At 64.3% G+C, this 16,993-nt stretch carries 18 protein-coding genes; 12 read left to right on the top strand and 6 right to left on the bottom strand.

Features of this window, described 5'->3' with window-relative positions; all coding sequences use genetic code 11:
* Window positions 1-161: 161 nt before the first annotated feature.
* The 5 genes from NLI84_RS15525 (at window position 162) to NLI84_RS15505 (ending at window position 4,855) form a co-directional block, all read left to right on the top strand.
* Window positions 162-1,670, top strand: coding sequence for an aminotransferase-like domain-containing protein (locus NLI84_RS15525; RefSeq protein WP_255991575.1), 1,509 nt, complete (start codon window positions 162-164; stop codon window positions 1,668-1,670).
* Between the two features lie 52 nt (window positions 1,671-1,722).
* Window positions 1,723-2,685: a GNAT family N-acetyltransferase gene (locus NLI84_RS15520; RefSeq protein WP_255991574.1), complete on the top strand. Its 963-nt coding sequence runs from the start codon at window positions 1,723-1,725 to the stop codon at window positions 2,683-2,685.
* 311 nt (window positions 2,686-2,996) lie between these two features.
* The gene (locus tag NLI84_RS15515; RefSeq protein WP_255991573.1) at window positions 2,997-3,506 is read left to right on the top strand and encodes a hypothetical protein; all 510 of its coding nucleotides are present in this window, start codon (window positions 2,997-2,999) and stop codon (window positions 3,504-3,506) included.
* Between the two features lie 15 nt (window positions 3,507-3,521).
* Entirely contained in the window at window positions 3,522-3,875 is a 354-nt protein-coding gene (locus NLI84_RS15510; protein WP_255991572.1) for a hypothetical protein, read from the top strand.
* A gap of 182 nt (window positions 3,876-4,057) precedes the next feature.
* A complete protein-coding gene (locus NLI84_RS15505; RefSeq protein ID WP_255991571.1) occupies window positions 4,058-4,855 on the top strand; it encodes a peptidoglycan-binding domain-containing protein in 798 nt (265 codons plus the stop codon).
* Window positions 4,856-5,099: 244 nt separating this feature from the next.
* Here the strand turns inward: NLI84_RS15505 and NLI84_RS15500 are convergent, their stop codons facing one another.
* Entirely contained in the window at window positions 5,100-6,167 is a 1,068-nt protein-coding gene (locus tag NLI84_RS15500) for a type II asparaginase (RefSeq protein WP_255991570.1), read from the bottom strand.
* 278 nt (window positions 6,168-6,445) lie between these two features.
* Here NLI84_RS15500 and grxC point away from each other — a divergent pair, with 278 nt between their 5' ends.
* From grxC to NLI84_RS15480, 4 genes are all read left to right on the top strand, one after another.
* Window positions 6,446-6,706 (top strand): glutaredoxin 3, encoded by a 261-nt coding sequence (gene grxC, locus NLI84_RS15495; RefSeq protein ID WP_255991569.1) that lies wholly within the window; start codon window positions 6,446-6,448, stop codon window positions 6,704-6,706.
* 101 nt (window positions 6,707-6,807) lie between these two features.
* Window positions 6,808-7,299 (top strand): protein-export chaperone SecB, encoded by a 492-nt coding sequence (gene secB, locus NLI84_RS15490; protein ID WP_255991568.1) that lies wholly within the window; start codon window positions 6,808-6,810, stop codon window positions 7,297-7,299.
* Complete coding sequence (locus NLI84_RS15485) at window positions 7,274-7,723, top strand: SH3 domain-containing protein (RefSeq protein ID WP_255991567.1); 450 nt, start codon at window positions 7,274-7,276, stop codon at window positions 7,721-7,723. Before secB ends, NLI84_RS15485 begins: the two co-directional genes overlap by 26 nt.
* The gene (locus NLI84_RS15480) at window positions 7,720-8,703 is read left to right on the top strand and encodes an NAD(P)H-dependent glycerol-3-phosphate dehydrogenase (RefSeq protein WP_255991566.1); all 984 of its coding nucleotides are present in this window, start codon (window positions 7,720-7,722) and stop codon (window positions 8,701-8,703) included. The genes NLI84_RS15485 and NLI84_RS15480 overlap by 4 nt, the downstream gene beginning before the upstream one ends.
* Before the next feature lie 61 nt (window positions 8,704-8,764).
* Here NLI84_RS15480 and NLI84_RS15475 read toward each other — a convergent pair whose 3' ends face one another.
* Window positions 8,765-9,403: a hypothetical protein gene (locus NLI84_RS15475; RefSeq protein ID WP_255991565.1), complete on the bottom strand. Its 639-nt coding sequence runs from the start codon at window positions 9,401-9,403 to the stop codon at window positions 8,765-8,767.
* A gap of 704 nt (window positions 9,404-10,107) precedes the next feature.
* On the opposite strand from NLI84_RS15475, the gene NLI84_RS15470 reads away from it, so the two are divergent.
* Window positions 10,108-12,078, top strand: a complete 1,971-nt coding sequence (locus tag NLI84_RS15470; RefSeq protein ID WP_255991564.1) for a hypothetical protein — start codon at window positions 10,108-10,110, stop codon at window positions 12,076-12,078.
* Window positions 12,079-12,157: 79 nt separating this feature from the next.
* Here NLI84_RS15470 and bioH read toward each other — a convergent pair whose 3' ends face one another.
* From bioH to NLI84_RS15450, 4 genes are all read right to left on the bottom strand, one after another.
* Window positions 12,158-12,931, bottom strand: a complete 774-nt coding sequence (gene bioH / locus NLI84_RS15465; RefSeq protein WP_255991563.1) for a pimeloyl-ACP methyl ester esterase BioH — start codon at window positions 12,929-12,931, stop codon at window positions 12,158-12,160.
* On the bottom strand, window positions 12,928-14,085 hold the full coding sequence (bioF, locus tag NLI84_RS15460; RefSeq protein WP_255991562.1) for an 8-amino-7-oxononanoate synthase: 1,158 nt from the start codon (window positions 14,083-14,085) through the stop codon (window positions 12,928-12,930). Before bioF ends, bioH begins: the two co-directional genes overlap by 4 nt.
* Window positions 14,086-14,394: 309 nt before the next feature.
* The gene (locus NLI84_RS15455) at window positions 14,395-14,706 is read right to left on the bottom strand and encodes an AzlD domain-containing protein (protein WP_255991560.1); all 312 of its coding nucleotides are present in this window, start codon (window positions 14,704-14,706) and stop codon (window positions 14,395-14,397) included.
* Complete coding sequence (locus NLI84_RS15450) at window positions 14,703-15,401, bottom strand: AzlC family ABC transporter permease (RefSeq protein WP_255991559.1); 699 nt, start codon at window positions 15,399-15,401, stop codon at window positions 14,703-14,705. Before NLI84_RS15450 ends, NLI84_RS15455 begins: the two co-directional genes overlap by 4 nt.
* 161 nt (window positions 15,402-15,562) lie before the next feature.
* Between NLI84_RS15450 and NLI84_RS15445 the strand changes: the two genes are divergently transcribed.
* Both NLI84_RS15445 and ubiA read left to right on the top strand, forming a co-directional pair.
* Entirely contained in the window at window positions 15,563-16,096 is a 534-nt protein-coding gene (locus tag NLI84_RS15445) for a chorismate--pyruvate lyase family protein (protein WP_255991558.1), read from the top strand.
* A complete protein-coding gene (gene ubiA / locus NLI84_RS15440; RefSeq protein ID WP_255991557.1) occupies window positions 16,093-16,959 on the top strand; it encodes a 4-hydroxybenzoate octaprenyltransferase in 867 nt (288 codons plus the stop codon). The genes NLI84_RS15445 and ubiA overlap by 4 nt, the downstream gene beginning before the upstream one ends.
* Window positions 16,960-16,993: the final 34 nt, after the last annotated feature.

Raw genomic sequence — 16,993 nt, 5'->3', positions numbered from 1 at the left:
CCCCACAACGATGCAATCAGCGTACGGAGCCGCGAGCTGGGCGGGCAGACATAGAAAACGGCAAACTGTTCTGTAACACGAACAGAATTCCGATTCTGTTCCGGCATGCAAAACGATGCTCTGTATATGTCGATCGACAGCGGCGCAACCGACAATGGGGCATGAACGCGCTCCCGCTCTACCGCCAACTGGCCGACCACTACGCCCAGGCCATACAGCTCGGCACGCTGGCCGTGGGTGAGCGCATGCCGTCGGTGCGCACGCTGATGGCTCGCCATCAGGTCAGCCTGTCCACCGCGCTACAGATCTGTCGCCACCTGGAGGAGCGCGGCGTGCTGGAGGCGCGACCGCGTTCGGGCTATTTCGTGCTGGCGCGGCGGCGCCTTGCGCCAGTGCAGGAGCCGACGCCGCAACTGCCGGACCCTGCGCAGTTCGTCGGCATCAACACGCGCGTCTCGGCCATCCTGGCGCGTGGCCAGCAGGCGGCGGTGAAGGTCAACCTCGCCGGTGCCGTGGGGGCGCCCGAGCTCTACCCGAGCAAGGCGCTGCGTCAATCCGCGATGCGGGCGCTACGCACACAGCCGGATCTGTTTGGCCGTGCCGTGCCGATGCAAGGTGAGCCCGGCTTTCGCCAGGTGCTGGCACAGCGCGCGCTGGCGAACGGTATGCAGCTCGCTGCCGATGACATCGTGGTGACGCAGGGCTGCACCGAGGCACTGAACCTGGCGCTGCGCGCTATCGCCCAGCCTGGCGACGTGATCGCCGTCGAATCGCCCACCTTCTATGGCCTGCTGCAGATCCTGGAAAGCCTGGGGCTGCGCGCGCTGGAAATCCCCACCAGTCCGCAGACCGGCATCTCGCTGGAAGCACTGGAACTCGCCGCCGACACCTACGACAACATCCGCGGCATCGTGGTCGTCCCCAATCTGCAGAACCCCCTGGGTTGCACCATGCCCCATGAACACAAGGCGCGGCTGGTGGCCTGGTGCGCAGCGCGCAACATCGCGCTGATCGAGGATGACACCTACGCGGCCCTCTCGAACCGCGATGTACCGCTGTCGACACTGAAGGGGCTCGATCGCGGCGGCAACGTGATCCACTGCGCCTCCTCGCACAAGATGCTGGCGCCCGGCATGCGGCTGGGCTGGATCAGCGCCGGCCGCTGGCAGCAACGCGTGGCCATGCTCAAGTTCGCCCAATCGCGTCCCAACGAGGCGCTACCACAACTGGCCGTCGCCGATTTCATGGCGAGCCCGGCCTTCGAGCGCCACCTGCGGCGGCTGCGTGCCACCTTGCGCACCCAGCGCGAACAGCTGGCCGAGGCCATCGCCCGCCACTTTCCCTCCGGCACCCGCCTCACCGTGCCCGACGGTGGTCTGGGCCTGTGGATCGCGCTCCCTGATGGCAGCGATGGCGTAGCGTTATTCGACGCCGCACTAGCCGCTGGCATCCGCATCGCCCCCGGCGTGATGTTCTCCAACTCGCAACGTTTCAACAGCCACATCCGCCTCTCCTGCGGCCAACCGTATACGCGGGGGCTGGACGAGGCGATCAGGTGGCTGGGCGCTTGGTTGGTGCAATGCCAATCACAGCGGGATCACGAGCCTCCCAATTGCGCAACAAGGCTGATGCCAAGTTTGCACCCCAGCTCCAGCCAGCCCTACGATTGATCACGCCCGCATAGCCGCCCAACCGGTTGGCTGCAATACAACTTCTCGCCGCATGCTCGTTCGCCAATCCACCGCTACAGACGGAACCTTGCTTCGTTCGCTTCGCATCGCTGCCCTGACCGAGGCGCCCCCTGCCTTTGGCGCCCGGCTGGACGACATGCTCGCCCTGCCGCGATCCCATTTCGATGCCGCCGCAGCGCGTCATGCCACATCGGACGAAGCGACGTCGTTCCTCGCGCTGGACCAAGCCGACCCGGTCGGCACGATCGGGGCATTCTTCGAGGCAGAATCAGGCCGCGCCTTCATCTGTGCCTTGTGGGTCGCGCCGGCGTACCGTGGCGCCGGAGTAGCTGCCTTGCTGCTCGCTGCTACACGGCGCTGGCTCGCCGCACGCAGTGCCCGCTCCATTTGGGCCTGGGTCGCCGACAGTAACGCGCGCGCGATCGCCTTCTATCTCAAACACGGCTTCAGCCGTAACGGTGACTCGCAAGCGCTGCCCTCCAACCCCGACCAATTCGAACACCTTTACTACAGCAAACTGACCCAGCCCCAGATGCCTCTCGCCATCGACGTCGATCCGCTCACCTCTCCAGCCATCATCTCCTTCCTCGAAGACCATATCGCCGACATGCATAAGGTATCGCCGCCGGAGAGCACGCATGCGCTTGATTTGGCCGGCTTGCGCCATCCGGACATCACGTGCTGGAGCGGCTGGCTTGATGGCGACCTGGTCGGCTGCACCGCCATCAGGCGGCTGGACGATGACCATGCCGAATTGAAGTCGATGCGTACCTCGCCGCGCCATCGCCAGCGTGGCATTGCCACCGGTCTGCTGCAGCACGCGCTCGCGCATGCGCGCCAGGCTGGCTATCGCCGCATCAGCCTGGAGACCGGCTCCATGGCTTTCTTCGAGCCGGCGCGGGCGCTGTATCTACGGCACGGCTTCACGCCCTGCGATCCGTTCGCCGACTACCAGCTGGATCCGAACAGCGTGTTCATGACGCGCGCCTTGTAAACAAGTTTCGGTTCAGCCAGCCTTAGCCGTGACCCGCTTCCACCTTGTGGTTCAAAGCACGGTACTCCGCCTACACGAAGCAGATCAGAGGGAATCAAGGGTGGCAGCGCACGACACGGAAAAAACGCCAGCCAGCCGAGACGGTCTGGTGGATGAAGGCAGCAGCAACAACAAATAAGGCGCATCCGAGCAGCTTCCGACCTGCGTCCGCCCACCGGCCCCTTCCGCCAGTAACCTCGCCAGCACGGAAAGCGTGCAAGCTTTCGCACATATGCCAGAATCATGAAATTCACCTGTCATGGGGAACCTTTATGTTTCTTCGCCCGCTTGCCTTCGTCCGCCTCGCCACACTGGCGCTCTGGTTACTGTTATCCGGCTGCGCCACCCAGCTCGCGCCCGCCTACGATCGCGCGGTGGTCGATGGGCTCAATGCCGCCACCGTCGAAACGATGGCGTTGCTGGCCGGCGTCTCGGCCGGAACGACGCAGGCTTCCTTTCCGGTTCGCGAAGATCGCTACAACCAACTGATAGGCCGACTGGAGGCGTTGGCGCTGCTCGCCGGCGCCCGGCCTGTGCCGAAGAACAAGGTCACCGACACCATCAATAGCCTGCTCGCCGAGCGCGGCGGCCCGCCGCTGGATGACGACGGCAGCACCGCGCCCAGCGTGCATGCGATCAAGAAGATCGCCGAAACCGTGACCAAGCTGCGCGATACCGATCGCAAACAGGGCGTGAACGCGTTCGAAGCGATGGCGTTCAAGGGCCAGATCGCGATCTACCTCGATCAGGCGATCACCTACGAAAATTTCCTGCAACGCTAACGCCGGAGCGCCGCCATGCCACTGGATATCAGCCAGCTCGTACTCGACATGCAGGCCGCCGCCACCTCGGTGCTGAAGGCCGACGTCACCACCTTCCGCGGTTTCTCGGATCGCCAGCTCAAGGCCATTGCCCAGCAGGCGGAACTGGTTCGGCTTGGCATCACCACCGGCCAGATCACCGACGAGACCCGCGAATTCTTCCTCGATGGGCTGGAAGACATGGCACTGAGCTTCGCCAGGACCTTGCGCGGCCTGCTGATCGCCACCGTGGAAAAGGTCTGGAACGCCCTCGTCGGCGTGCTGTGGAAGGCGATCTCGACCGCTACCGGCCTGATACTGCCCATCCCCACGCTTGGCGCCGATCGGTAGGCAACGGCTCCGCCATGAGCTCACCGCTTACGCGACCCATCCGTTGCCACGGTGCCGATCCGGATCGATCGCAAATCGCTTGACCCCGTGCCTGGGCACCGCTTGCGCGCGCGAAGCGCTACGTACCGAGGATGCCGGTGCAAGCCGGCACCGTTTCTTCACCACCGTCGATGGAGGCTACAGTGCAATACCCCGGACGCATCATCAAATTGGGCGAGACCGACGGCAAGATCGTCGTGGCGCTGAAAAAGCAATTGAATGCCATGCTGGCCCTTGGCAATCAGCCTGCGCTCAAACTTGACCCCAGCAATCCCACCTTCGGTCCCAGCACCAAGCAGGCGGTCATGCAGTTCCAGTCGCGGCACGTGGACAACCATGGCGCTCCGTTGAAGGTCGATGGACAGATCGGCGCGCTCACCTGGGAGGCGTTGTTCGGGCAGGCCTCGGTCAGTGCATCGAGCACCGCTGGCGACAATTTCCTCGGCCGCGTGCTCGCCGTCGCAGCTGGCGAAGCGGACAAGAAGGTGCGCGAGCGGCCGGTGAACTCCAACCGAGGCCCCGAGGTGGATGTCTACCTCAAGACCGCTGGCGTGCCGACCGGCCTCGCCTGGTGCGTCGCCTTTGTCTACTACTGCTTCAACAAGGCGGCGCAGGATGCCGGTCGGCCCAACCCGATGGTGAAGACCGCCGGCGTGCTCGATCACTGGAACCGCTGCGCCAAGGAAAAGGGCGCACGACGGATCACCAAGGCCGAAGCGATAGCCAACCCCGGGCTCGTCAAGCCGGGCATGGTGTTCGTGATGGACCATGGCGGCGGCCTGGGGCATTCCGGGCTGATCGAGCGCGTGGCCGGTGGCATCATCCACACCATCGAGGGTAACACCGACGCCAGCAAGACGCGTGAAGGCGGCGGCGTTTACCGGCTGAGCCGCAAGATCGTCGACATCAACAAAGGCTTCGTCGACTACACCGGCCGCTGAAACCGGATGCGCAGCCGGGCCACCCGGCTGCGCCGCCCCTCAAAATCCCGCCAGCACGTTGCGGATGGCGCGGCCTGCCGCCAGCGCGGCGGCGCGCTGGCCCGGAACGACCGGCGACAATCAGCGCACCGGTGAAGCTCGCCGAGCCGGCTGGAGACACAGCAGCCCGGCGATCCCGCCCGTGGGAGAACCACAGCAACGACCACGGGAGCGCATGGCTCCCGTGCTTCGAACGCGCGATCGATCAATACACCTCGAACATGCGCTGGATGTCCTTGGTGTCGCGGGTCTTGGTCAGTGCCAGCATCAGCAGGATGCGCGCCTTCTGCGCATTGAGGTTGTCGGCGGCGACGAAGTCGAGCTCGTCGTCGTTGGCCTCGCCGTTGCGCGCGGTGATGCCGCTGCCGGTACGCGAGCTGCGCACCACGATCACGCCCTTGGCCCGCGCCTCCTTCAGCGCTTCCTTCACCGGCGTGGCAAGGCTGCCGTTGCCGGTGCCGGCATGAACGAGGCCAACATCGCCACCGGCAACGAAGGCATCGATCGGCGTGCGCTTGGCGTTGGCGTAGCCATAGACAACGTCGACCTCCGGCAGCTGGTCGAGCTTGCCGATATCGAACTCGGTATCGACCGTGTGCTTGCGCGCGGTGGCGCGGTAGAACACCGGCTTGCCGCGTACCACGTAGCCCAGGCTACCCAGGTCCGGCGCGCGGAAGGTGCTGGCCAGCATGGTATTGCTCTTGGTCACTTCGCGCGCGCCCTGGATCTCGTCGTTCAGCGCCACCAGCACGCCACGGCCCTGCGCATCCTTGCTGCCGGCGATGCCGACGGCGTTATACAGGTTGATCGGGCCATCGGCGCTGATCGCGGTCGCCGGACGCATCGCGCCGACGATGACTACCGGCTTCTTGCTCTTGACCACCAGGTTGAGGAAATACGCGGTCTCTTCGATGGTATCGGTGCCGTGCGTGATGACGATGCCGTCCACGCTCGACTGTTTCAGCAGCTCGTTCACCCGCTTGGCGAGCTTGAGCCAGTGGTCGTTGGTCATGTTCTCGCTGGCGATCTGGAACACCTGCTCGCCACTGACATTGGCGATGGTCTTCATCTCCGGCACGGCCTCGATCAGTTTTTCCACGCCGAGCTTGGCGGCGGAGTAGCCGACCGTGGTGGTGCTGGTGGCACCGGTGCCAGCGATGGTGCCGCCGGTGGCAAGGATGGTCACATTGGGCAGGCTGTCGGCGTAGCTGAAGCTGGCTGTGCAAAGGGTGGCAACGGCAAGGCCGTAGCCGGCAAGGCGGGATGCAAGCATGGGTATCGATCTCCGGTCAGGTGCCGCCCGGCTCGTGGCCTGGCGGCTATGGCGCCGCCATACGGCGGCGCCACGAGCATGCGCGCCACCGCCTGCTGCATCCAGTGCCACAAATCCCGATGGGGAAAGGCCTTACAACACCACAAGGGTGCAGAAAGCTTCGTTCGGGCCACCGCTCGGCACCACGCCGGTGCGCCGCCGGATCGCATCGCAGCCCTTGAGATTTGGCGGCAAAGGCCGCAGTTACGGGAAATCAGCGCGATGCGCACGGAGTGCCCATGAACAAGGTAGTGATGTACAGCACCGGGATCTGCCCCTACTGCGTGATGGCCGAACGGCTGTTGTTGCAGCGAGGCGTGGATACCATCGACAAGATCCGCATCGATCTCGATCCCGCCCAGCGGGCCGAGATGATGCAGAAAACCGGCCGGCGCACGGTGCCGCAGATCTATATCGGCGACACCCATGTCGGCGGCTATGACGACCTGGCCGCGCTCGACCATGCGGGCGGCCTGATGCCGCTGCTGCAGGGCGAATAGGCGGCTGGTTCGCCGCAATGGAATCGTGCGATGATTCCGGCCACGTGAGGGCGGCATCAGACTGCCCACCTCTATACACACACTGAATGAAGGGAATCGCGATGAGCGAACAGCAAGAGCAGCAAGAGCAGCAAGCGCAACAACCGGTCTTTGCCATCCAGAAGCTGTATGTGAAGGATATTTCGCTGGAAGCGCCGAACACGCCGCAGGCGTTCATGGAGCAGGAACAGCCGGAATTCAACATCCAGTTCCGCAACAATGCCAAGAGCTTTGACAACGGTTTCTACGAAGCCGCGCTGACCGTCACCGCGTCTGCCAAGGTCGAAGACCGCACGCTGTTCCTGGTTGAAATCACCCAGGCTGGCCTCTTCAGCATCGAGAACATTCCTGAAGGCGAACTCGACCCGCTGCTTGGCATCGGCTGCCCCAGCATCCTGTTCCCCTACCTGCGCGAAGCCGTCAGTGATCTGACCACCCGCGCCGGCTTCCCGCCGCTGCTGCTGCAGCCGATCAACTTCGAAGCGATCTACCTGCAACAACGTCAGGCCCAGGCCGCGCAAGAAGCCAATGGCGAAGCGCAGACTACCCATTAAGGCGCTGTTGCTGGCCTGCGCGCTTGCCGCGCAGGCTGCACACGCCCTCGAATTCCGTAGCGCCGCGCGTCATGGCGTGGTGCTCTACCAGCAACCGGTCGATACCGCTGCCAAGCAGTTCGTGATCAGCCGCGGCTCGCCGCTGGAGATCCTGGCGACACAGGATGGATGGCTGCGCGTGCGCGATCGCGCTGGCGCCATCGCCTGGGTGAAGGCCGCGGACGTGAGCCCCGTGCAGACCGTGGAAGTGCTCAAGGCCGCCACTGTCTACAGCAAGCCCGACACCGCTGCGCCGGTCGCCTTCAAGGCCGCCGCCGGCCTCGTGCTCACCCTCGTCGAGAACAGCCGTAACGGCTGGCTGCGGGTGAAGCATCAGGGCGGGCTGGAGGGCTATATCCGCATCGAACAAGTGTGGGGCGCATGAAACTAGCCGTACTCGGCGCCGGTGCCTGGGGCACCGCGCTTGCCATCCGTTTTGCCGACCGCCAGCCGGTCACCCTGTGGACCCGCGATAGCGAACAGGCACACGCCCTGGCGAACGATCGCATCAATCGGCGCTACCTGCCCGACTCCCCTTTCCCCGACACGCTGACCGTCACCGACGATCTGGCCGCTGCCATCGCCGGAGCCGCCGTCATCCTGATCGTTACGCCCATGGCCGGGCTGCGTGACACGCTCAAGGCGCTGACGGCACTGGGCAACCGCGCGCCGGTGCTGTGGGCGTGCAAGGGTCTGGAGGCGGGCACCATGCTGTTCCCGCACCAGGTGGCCGAACAGGAACTGCCGGCCGACGTGGCGCGCGGCATGCTGTCCGGGCCGAGCTTCGCCCAGGAAGTCGCCGCCGGCCGCCCCGCCGCCGTGACCATCGCCGCCGATGACGGTGACTTCGCCCGCGCCACGGTCGAGGCGCTCAATACCCATGTGCTGCGGCTCTATGCCAGTGACGACCTGATCGGCGTCGAGATCGGCGCCGCGGTGAAGAACGTGATGGCGATCGCCGCCGGCGTCTGCGACGGCCTGAGCTACGGCCTCAACGCCCGCGCCGCGTTGCTGACACGCGGCCTCGCCGAGATGGCCCGTTTCGGTGCCGCGCTCGGTGCCAGGCAGGAGACCTTCATGGGCCTCACGGGGATAGGCGACCTGATGCTCACCGCCACCGGGGACCTGTCGCGCAACCGCCGCGTCGGCCTCTTGCTGGCGCAGGGGCTGAGCCTCGCCGACATCCTGAAGAACCTCGGCCACGTTGCCGAGGGCGTGCCGACCGCGCGCGAAGTATTGCGCCAGGCCGAGGCGCTCGGCGTCGACATGCCGATCACCCGCGCCGTGTGCCGCACGCTGTTCGATGAAGTGCCCGTGGCCGACATCGTCGACGAGCTGATGGGGCGAGCACCCAAGATGGAATGATGGACAGCGCTTATAAAAAAGCCGGCAGATGCCGGCTTTTTTATAAGCCTACCTTCAGACTTCAGGCCTTGCTCTCGTTCGCCTTGGGCTTGGCCAGCGAGACGGTATCACCTTCGGGTATGCCTTCCTTGGCCCAGCGGTCGAACTCCTGCATCACCGCGGTATAGGTGTCCTCGCTGATCTGCGGCAACTGCCCGCCCAGCATCTCGCGCGCCTCGTCGAAGCCCTGCTGTACGGCGGCGCGGATCTTCTCCAGGTTTTCCGGGTTGTCGCCCATGGCGTACTTGGCAAACGACAGGATGCGCTCTGCCGTCTTCCTCACCCCCCACTCGCCATCTTCCGAGATCGCCTGCTTGGCGGCGTCGATCTCCTCGGGCGTGGCGCTAAGCTTTTGCTCGCCACTGACCACCTTGGACCACTCCAACCCCTGATCCTTGACCATACCGCGCAGGTAGGTCATGAACTCGTTGACCTTGCGCTCGGACTCCTCGAGCAGCTTGGAAAGATCCGGCCGCTCGGCTGCGAGCTGCGCGCGCGGGTTGGCGTAGGTCAACGCCTGATCGTCCTGCGTGCCCAGCGAGACGTTCTCCTGCGGCACGCCATCCTGACCTTCATCCTCGGTCTTGTTGATTCGTTCGGTCGGGGGGGCCGCCTTGGTGTAGCCGACTTGCGTCGTCACACTGGAAATTCCGTTGGCCATGATGCACTCCTTGATTGCTCTCTACCTGTTATCGACCACGCCAAACACCACTTGATTCCGTTCAGCGGACAATGATGCGCCCAACTGGTGATGCCAGCCATGCCGGACGAATCCGCTTGGGACAGGGGAAAACTCAAGCCTCAGCGAATTGCGCAACCAAGCCCAGCAGGCGTGGCTGATTTCAGTTCTCCAGTATGTCCAGCACACGCCAGGCACCACGGGTGTGGTGTTGTAGTAGCACCACCCTCCACTCGCAGTCGATGGACGGCATGCGCATTCCGCTGATAGAAAGCATGAGGCACAATCATCCAGGCAAAAAACTTTCACGAAAAGCAAGATAGCGCACAAATGAAAGTGCATGGGCGTCTGGTCATTTCAAGCGCGCTGCACCGTGCTATCTACCTGTTTTTTGGGCTGATAACACCGCATAGCACGGCTGAGACGCAACAACTGCGTAGGCTCCAGCCGAATTCATCAGGGTGGGTCCACCCTAAACGAAATCAAGGTGCATACCTTCCGGTTAACCGCCCCCTAAGCTGCGAATTGATTATTACCGCAGCGGCACAGTGTCGGCCACCCAGTCACTTTCAGCATTGGCACACAGAAAATGGCGATCTGCGCTGTGACTCAAGGCGGCTTCAAATCAAGACGGTGCGGACTTTACCGGCACCCTCGTTGCTATTCTCAACTTTGGAGTGTTGTTTATGTATTCCGCATTTCCCGGTCGCCCGTGGGCTTTGATTTTAATTGCGAGTTTGCTGAGCGGATGTTCAATTACCGAGCGGTTTCTGTCGTCGGAAGAAAAAATACACCGCGCCTTCCCGCCATCTGCTGAAGTGCGCGTGGCACTGGAAGATGTGCGCGAAACATTCATGAACGAGTCAGACACGCTGAAAGCCCTGGAAGCCCGTGTTGCCTCGCAAATCCGGTTACGGTCGCTGACCTGTACCCAGGGCTTGTCCATTGGTCGCTTGGACTCCGTGGAAACAATCAAGGCACTTCCGGTTAAGCAGGAATGCCTTGCAGAACAGGACGAGATTCTGGCCGGTACGGTAGGAACATTCCGCCTAGGCCACATGCTCACGCTACCGCCATTACGGCCGTTGGCATCTCTGGGCAGTGCCTCGGCAATTTCCATGGCAGGAGGACTCAATGCCACATCCTTTGAGGCTGCATCGCAGGCCAACGTACTGTTGGTGTTCGGATCCCGCCTTGGGGAATTCGCTTCCGTTGAAATCCCTTCCGGCAAGCCCCTGGCCAAGATGTCCAATCTCCAAGGTGCCGCTTTACAGCATGCATCCATATCCCCAAATGGTCGCTTGGCTGCATTCAACATCGATAATTCCGGGGTGGTGTTCCTGGATATGGAACGGGGAAAAAAACTCTGGGAGACCCGAAGTTTCACGCAGTTCTATGGGTGGTTGCCCGACGTGGGTGCCGCACTGGTCCAGGATGAAAAATCCAACTCGCCCGCACTTCTGGACTTCGAGACTGGTCGCATGGAAGCGTATACATCCGCCCCCAGGAACCTGCGCTGGATCGTGCCGACCGCCGAAAAAGGGACAGCCTGGCTAGGCTCTGCACGGGAGGCATTCCAGGTACAGCACTTGCGGGCCAAGGACGGAGTCCAAGCCACTGCCACCAAAAATTTCCGCCTTTCCCGGACCGAAATAAGCAGCGGCCACCCGCCAACACTGATGAATCAAGGCAAGACCCTGTTTTTCGTCAGCAACAGGGATTTTGCTTCACTGAATCTGGAAACCGGGCAGGAAACGGCCTGGGATGTGGCGGGCTTCCTGGCCAACCGCTACGCCAAGCTGTCGGAAACTACCTTGTTGGTCGATTCCTACGCCACCAACAATGGTGTTGATCTAAAAGCCTGGGTTCTCGATTTGACCAGCCGCACCCTGGCGCCGGTCGATGCGTCGGCTCCGGCGGCGGCCAGCAAGGGACAGCTGATGGGATTGCCGGGGCGTACCGGCTGGATCCGGCGTGGCTATCAGACCACCTATTTGGGCAATGCCGCGCCCGCAGGCGCCCCTCAATCGCTGAGTGAATTGGCCAGCGCCTTCACCCTTGAGCAGGAACTTGTCAAGCTCGAGCGCATGGAGCAGCAAACGCAATGGGCGAAGCTGGACGCGCAGGTAAAAGAGGATATCTTGGCAGCACAGGCGCGAGCACAGAGCCTGATGCAGCGATCGAGGGTCGGGTCCGAAATCGGTGCCCCAGAAGCTCCAGCCGCCAGGATTGCGGCCCGCCCCCAAGCCGGACTCCCCCCCAATGCCCAAGTGGAAGCGGTTGGCGTATACCAGGGAACGAACATATCGGGCGAAACCGCTTCCAATGGTCGAAAGTTGGGAAGCGTGGATGTTCGCGTCCGGCGCAGTAGCTCCCCCATCATCCTGGTCCTGTCGTCGTATGAGCCAGTGCAGTGGAACCTTTCCGTGGACGCCGGCACCCAGCTGGCCGGCGTACTCCTGTCCGGGTACTACCCATCCCGCGTGACGGGAGCGGGGTCCGCTCGGGTACTGCAAATCGGCCGCCGTTATGCTTACGAGCGCGGGTCCGCCGAGTACAACACCCTGGACCGGGAGGTGCAGCTCTGGACTGGTGGCCAGAGTATCCGGGTGTTCCAGGGGCGCTACGAGGGCGGAGCATATACCGTAGGTGGCTGATTCAAGATAAAGCAGTGGTCAAATTCTCCGGAGATCGGCGAAGAGATAGCGCGCCGGTTTTCCGGTTGCCGCCGCCGTATCAGACCGCTGCAAGAAATTTCCGCTGCATTGCGACGAAATCGTCCAGATGCGACACAAAAGGCACATGTGCCGCACCACGGTGGACGATGAAAGTGGCGTTGGGTTGCTGCGCCGAGAGCCAGACCGCGGCACCGAGCGGAGTCAGCGTATCGCGATCACCGTACTGCAGCAGCATGGGCAGAGCCAGCCGGCTGATCTCGTCGCGTAGGTCGGTATTGCGCAGCAATTCCAGCGCGGCGGCCAGCGCTTCGGCGTGCGGCTCTCCGTGGGCGAACAACTCGTCGGTTAGTTCGCGCGCCACCACGCGCGCGCTGGCGTCACCCATCGCCTGCAGCGAGATAAAGCGCTTGAGCGTGCCGCGCCAGTCGGTCTGCAGGCTGGAGGCGAACTGCTCCAGCGTGGCGAGCGGCATCGCCGGTTGCCAATCGTCGCGCTGGGCAAAGCACGGCGAGCTTGCCACCAGCGTGAGCGAGCGGACCTTCTCGGGCTGTGCCAGCGCCCAACGCGTGGCCACCGCGCCGCCGAGCGACCAGCCGACCACCTGCACCGGCAAGGGGAAAACGGCGTCGAGTGCCGCCACCATCGCATCGATGCTGTAGGGCTCGACCATGCCGCTGCCGCCGTGGCCTGGCAGATCGACCAGATGGCAGCAGAAATCGCCCGCCAGCCGCTCGGCCACCGGCCGCCACACGGCACCATTCATGGCCCAGCCGTGCAGGAACACCACATCGGGACCATGGCCGCGGGTTTCGACGAACAACTCGGGATTCATGCGTGCTCCAGTTCGCGCAGCGCCGCGATCAATGCGGCGACATCGTCATCGTCATGGGCGGCGGACAGACAGATGCGCAGCCTGGGTGTGGGCACCGTCGGCGGGCGGATCGCGGCGACCAAGAGGCCACGCTCGCGCAAGCCGGCTGCCAGCCGCAAGGCAGCCGCGTTGTCGGCCACGACGATGGGCTGGATGGCGGTGGAGCTGTCCATCAGTGTATAGCCGGTGTCGGCAAGGCCAGATCGCAGCGCGGCGATATGGCGCTGCAGCGTCGTGCGCCGTTCCGGCTCGCCGGCGATCAAGTGCAGTGATGCCTGCAGCGCGCACATCAACAGCGGCGGCGCCGCCGTGGTGTAGATATAGGGCCGCGCGGTGTTGACGAGGTAATCGATCAGCTCGGGCTCGCCCGCCACCGCCGCGCCAGCCACGCCGGCCGCCTTGCCCAATGTGGCCATATAGATCAGCCGGGGCGATGCAAGTCCGGCCGCGCTGCCGCGACCATCGCCGAGCACGCCAAAACCGTGCGCATCGTCGACGTAGAGCCAGGCGTCAAAGCGTTCAGCCAGCGCGATCAGGCTGGAGAGCGGCGCCACGTCGCCATCCATGCTGAATACGCCGTCGACCACGATCAGCCGGCGCCGCGCCGGTGTGGTAACCAGCAGCCGCTCCAATGCAACGAGGTCGTTGTGGGCGTAACGCTTGAAAGCGCCGCGCGACAGTAGACAAGCGTCGTTGAGCGAAGCGTGGTTGAGCGAAGCGTGGTTGAGCTTGTCGCCGAATACCGCATCCTCGCGCCCGACCAGCGCCGAGATCACCGCGAGGTTGGCCATGTAGCCGGTGGCAAAGCTCAGTGCGGCTGGCTTGCCAACAAAGGCAGCGAAGGCGTCCTCGAAACCCTGGTGCGCAGCGCTGTGCCCGGCCACGAGATGCGATGCGCCGGAGCCGATGCCCCAGCGTGCCGCGCCCTGCTGCGCCGCGGCGACGAGGGCGGGATGACTGGCGAGGCCCAGGTAGTCGTTGCTGCAGAAATTGATGAGCACTCGCCTGGCCACCGTCACCCGCGCACCTTGCGGGCTGTCGAGCACCAGCCGTTCGCGATACAGGTCGCGCGCGCGGCGCTCGGCAAGTTCGGCTTTCAGGGTGTCGAAGGGCATGGCTTGGGCGTTTGCGGCAAAAGCGCGATTCTACCGCGCGCATAGAACCTGCTCATGGCCTTTTCACGCCAGCGCTGCGCCGTAAAATGGTCAGGCGCAAGGCGCGTGGCGCAGCCAATAACGGGTTATTGGCAAGGCATGCAACGCAGTGAATGACCGTTTTACGGCTCAGCCCTACGGGTTTGCGATATTGCCGAACGCGCGCGGCGTTACGAGTCGCTGATGGTACCCGTACCATGGCGCGTCTCGTGCCTTGCTCGCGATCGGCACTACCGCAAACGCTGGCGCGAAAAGGCCATGAGCAGGTTCTTACAACAGCCAGCGCCACGCCCCGTAAACCAGCATGCCGCCGGCGATGCCGGCGAGCAGCTTGTTCCAGCGCCAGACGATGAGCCCGGTCACCAGCGCCCCGGCCAGTTGCGGGTTGTTCCAGCCGGCGTTGATCGCGCCCTCGTGCACGAACACCACCGGTGCCACGATGGCGGTCAGTACGGCGATCGGCACGTAGTTGAGCGCGCGGCGCACGCTGTCGGGAAAGGCGTGGCCATCGCCCAGCCACAACACGGCGCGCACGCCGTAGGTGACGGCGAACATGCCGGCGAGGGTCCAGACCATGCTCATGTGCGCCCCCTCTCCAGCCAGACGCCGACGGCAATGCCGGCCGCAGCCCCCAGCATCAACCCGAGCTTGTACGGCAGCGCATGTGCGGCGAGCGCAACGGCGCCGGCGGCCAGTGCCGCGCCGACCTGCGGCCGCCCCTTGAGCAGCGGCACCACGATGCCAACGAAAGTCGCCGCCATCGCGAATTCCAGCCCCCAATGCTCGATGCCGGGCACCGCGCGGCCGAGCACGATGCCAACCAGGGTGAAGGCGCACCAGTTCACGTACATCGCGAACCCAGCGCCGAAGTAGTAGCGCGGCATGTCCACCGGCTCGCCCGAGTTGGCCTTGTGATAGACGATGGCAAAGCACTCGTCGGTCAGCACGAAGGCGCCAAGCGCGCGCTGCCAGCGTGGCCAGTGCATCACCTGCTGCCAGAGCGAGGCGGCGTAGAGCGCGTGGCGCAGGTTGACGACGAAGGTGGTGGCAATGATCAGCCACGGCGCGGCGCTGGCCGCGACCAGCGTGACGGCAATGAACTGGCTGGCACCGGCGAACACCACCAGCGACATGGCAATCGCCGCCCAGGCCGGCATGCCGGCGGTGACCGATAGCGTGCCGAAGATGAGGCCAAACGGCGCGGCACCGATCAGCATCGGCGCCATATCGCGTACGCCGGACCAGAAGCCGGCAGGGGGAGCAGAGGAAGCAGACATCGGACGATGATAGCGGCCACACCGCCCGCCCACCATGGACAGCAAACCCTGATACCGGGGATGCAGTTGCGTGTTTGCGCGTGCGGCGACACGGGCCACCCCAAGGTGTATCTCGTCGGCGATCGGTTCATAATGCGCGCTTGCCGTTCATACACTCGTCCATGCCGCATCAACACCGCTGGCACCATCCGCTCTGCCTCGCCCCGCGCCCGCTGCGCCCCTGGCTCACCGAATCCGGCTCGCTCACCGCCCGGCTGATTGCGCATCATCCGGCGTTCTCGGTGCGCGTGTTGCGGCAGCGCGCCACCGCCGCGCATCGCGACGAACTGGCACCACTCGGCCAGACCCGCCGCCAGCGCACCCCAATGCGCGAAGTGCTGCTGCTCTCGGGCACGCAACCGCTGGTATTCGCCCACAGCGTGACCACGCCGCAGGCGGTGCGGCGCGGCTTTCGCAAGTTCGTGCATGTGGGCGGGCGCTCGCTCGGCTCCATGCTGTTCGCCTCGCCCACCATCGCCCGCAGCCGGTTGGCGTGGTGCCGGGTCGATACGCGCCATCCGTTGTGGCGCAAGGCCGTCGCCGCAGTCGGGCCGTTGCCCGTCCGGCTGTGGGCGCGCCGCTCACTGTTCTACGCCGGCGGTGACCGCTTGCTGGTCACCGAAGTCTTCCTGCCCCCTGCCTTCGCCACGCCATGACCGTAGCCACCAAGCTCGACCAGTATTTGCGCCTGACGCGCCTGAACAAGCCGATCGGCATCCTGTTGCTGCTCTGGCCCACGTTGTGGGGGCTGTGGTTCGCCGGCCAAGGCCAGCCGCTATGGAGCGTGGTGGCGATCTTCGTCATCGGCACCGTGCTGATGCGCTCAGCCGGCTGCGTGATCAACGATTACGCCGACCGCGATTTCGACGGCCATGTGGCACGCACCAAGGCGCGGCCGCTGGCGACACGCGAAGTGAGCACGCGCGAGGCGTTGTGGTTGGCCACCAGCCTCGCGCTGATCTCGTTCCTGTTGATCCTGCCGCTCAATGCGCTGACCAAGTGGCTGTCGGTGCCCGCCGTGCTGCTGGCAGCGAGCTACCCGTTCACCAAGCGCTTCTTCGCGATCCCGCAGGCGTATCTGGGCATTGCCTTCGGCTTCGGCATCCCCATGGCGTTTGCCGCGCTCACCGGTGAGGTGCCCGCCGCGGCATGGGTGATGCTGCTTGCCAATGTGTGCTGGAGTGTGGCCTACGACACCGCCTACGCCATGTGTGACCGCGAGGACGACCTGAAGATCGGCATCAAGACGGCTGCGATCACCTTCGGTCGCTTTGATGTGACGGCCATTCTGCTGTGCCAGGCAGTGTTTCTCGGCCTGATGACGTGGGTCGGGCATGCTTTCGGCCGTGGCGCGTTCTATTACGCCGGGCTCGTCAGCGCGGCGCTGCTGGTGCTGCTCGACCAATATCCACGCATCAAGGATCGTGATCCACAACGCTGCTTCGCCGCCTTTCTCGCCAACAACCGCATCGGTGGCGTGATCTTCGCCGCTCTGGTACTCGACTACCTGATCGGCTGAAGTCGGGTCGCCACGCACAGTCGGTTACGCCCGC

Origin of the sequence: Chitinolyticbacter albus (genome assembly GCF_024437655.1) — a bacterium.
GTDB classification, from domain to species: domain Bacteria; phylum Pseudomonadota; class Gammaproteobacteria; order Burkholderiales; family Chitinibacteraceae; genus Chitinolyticbacter; species Chitinolyticbacter albus.
Note: the sequence above shows the minus strand (reverse complement) of the source record. Positions and strands in the feature narration are given on the sequence as shown.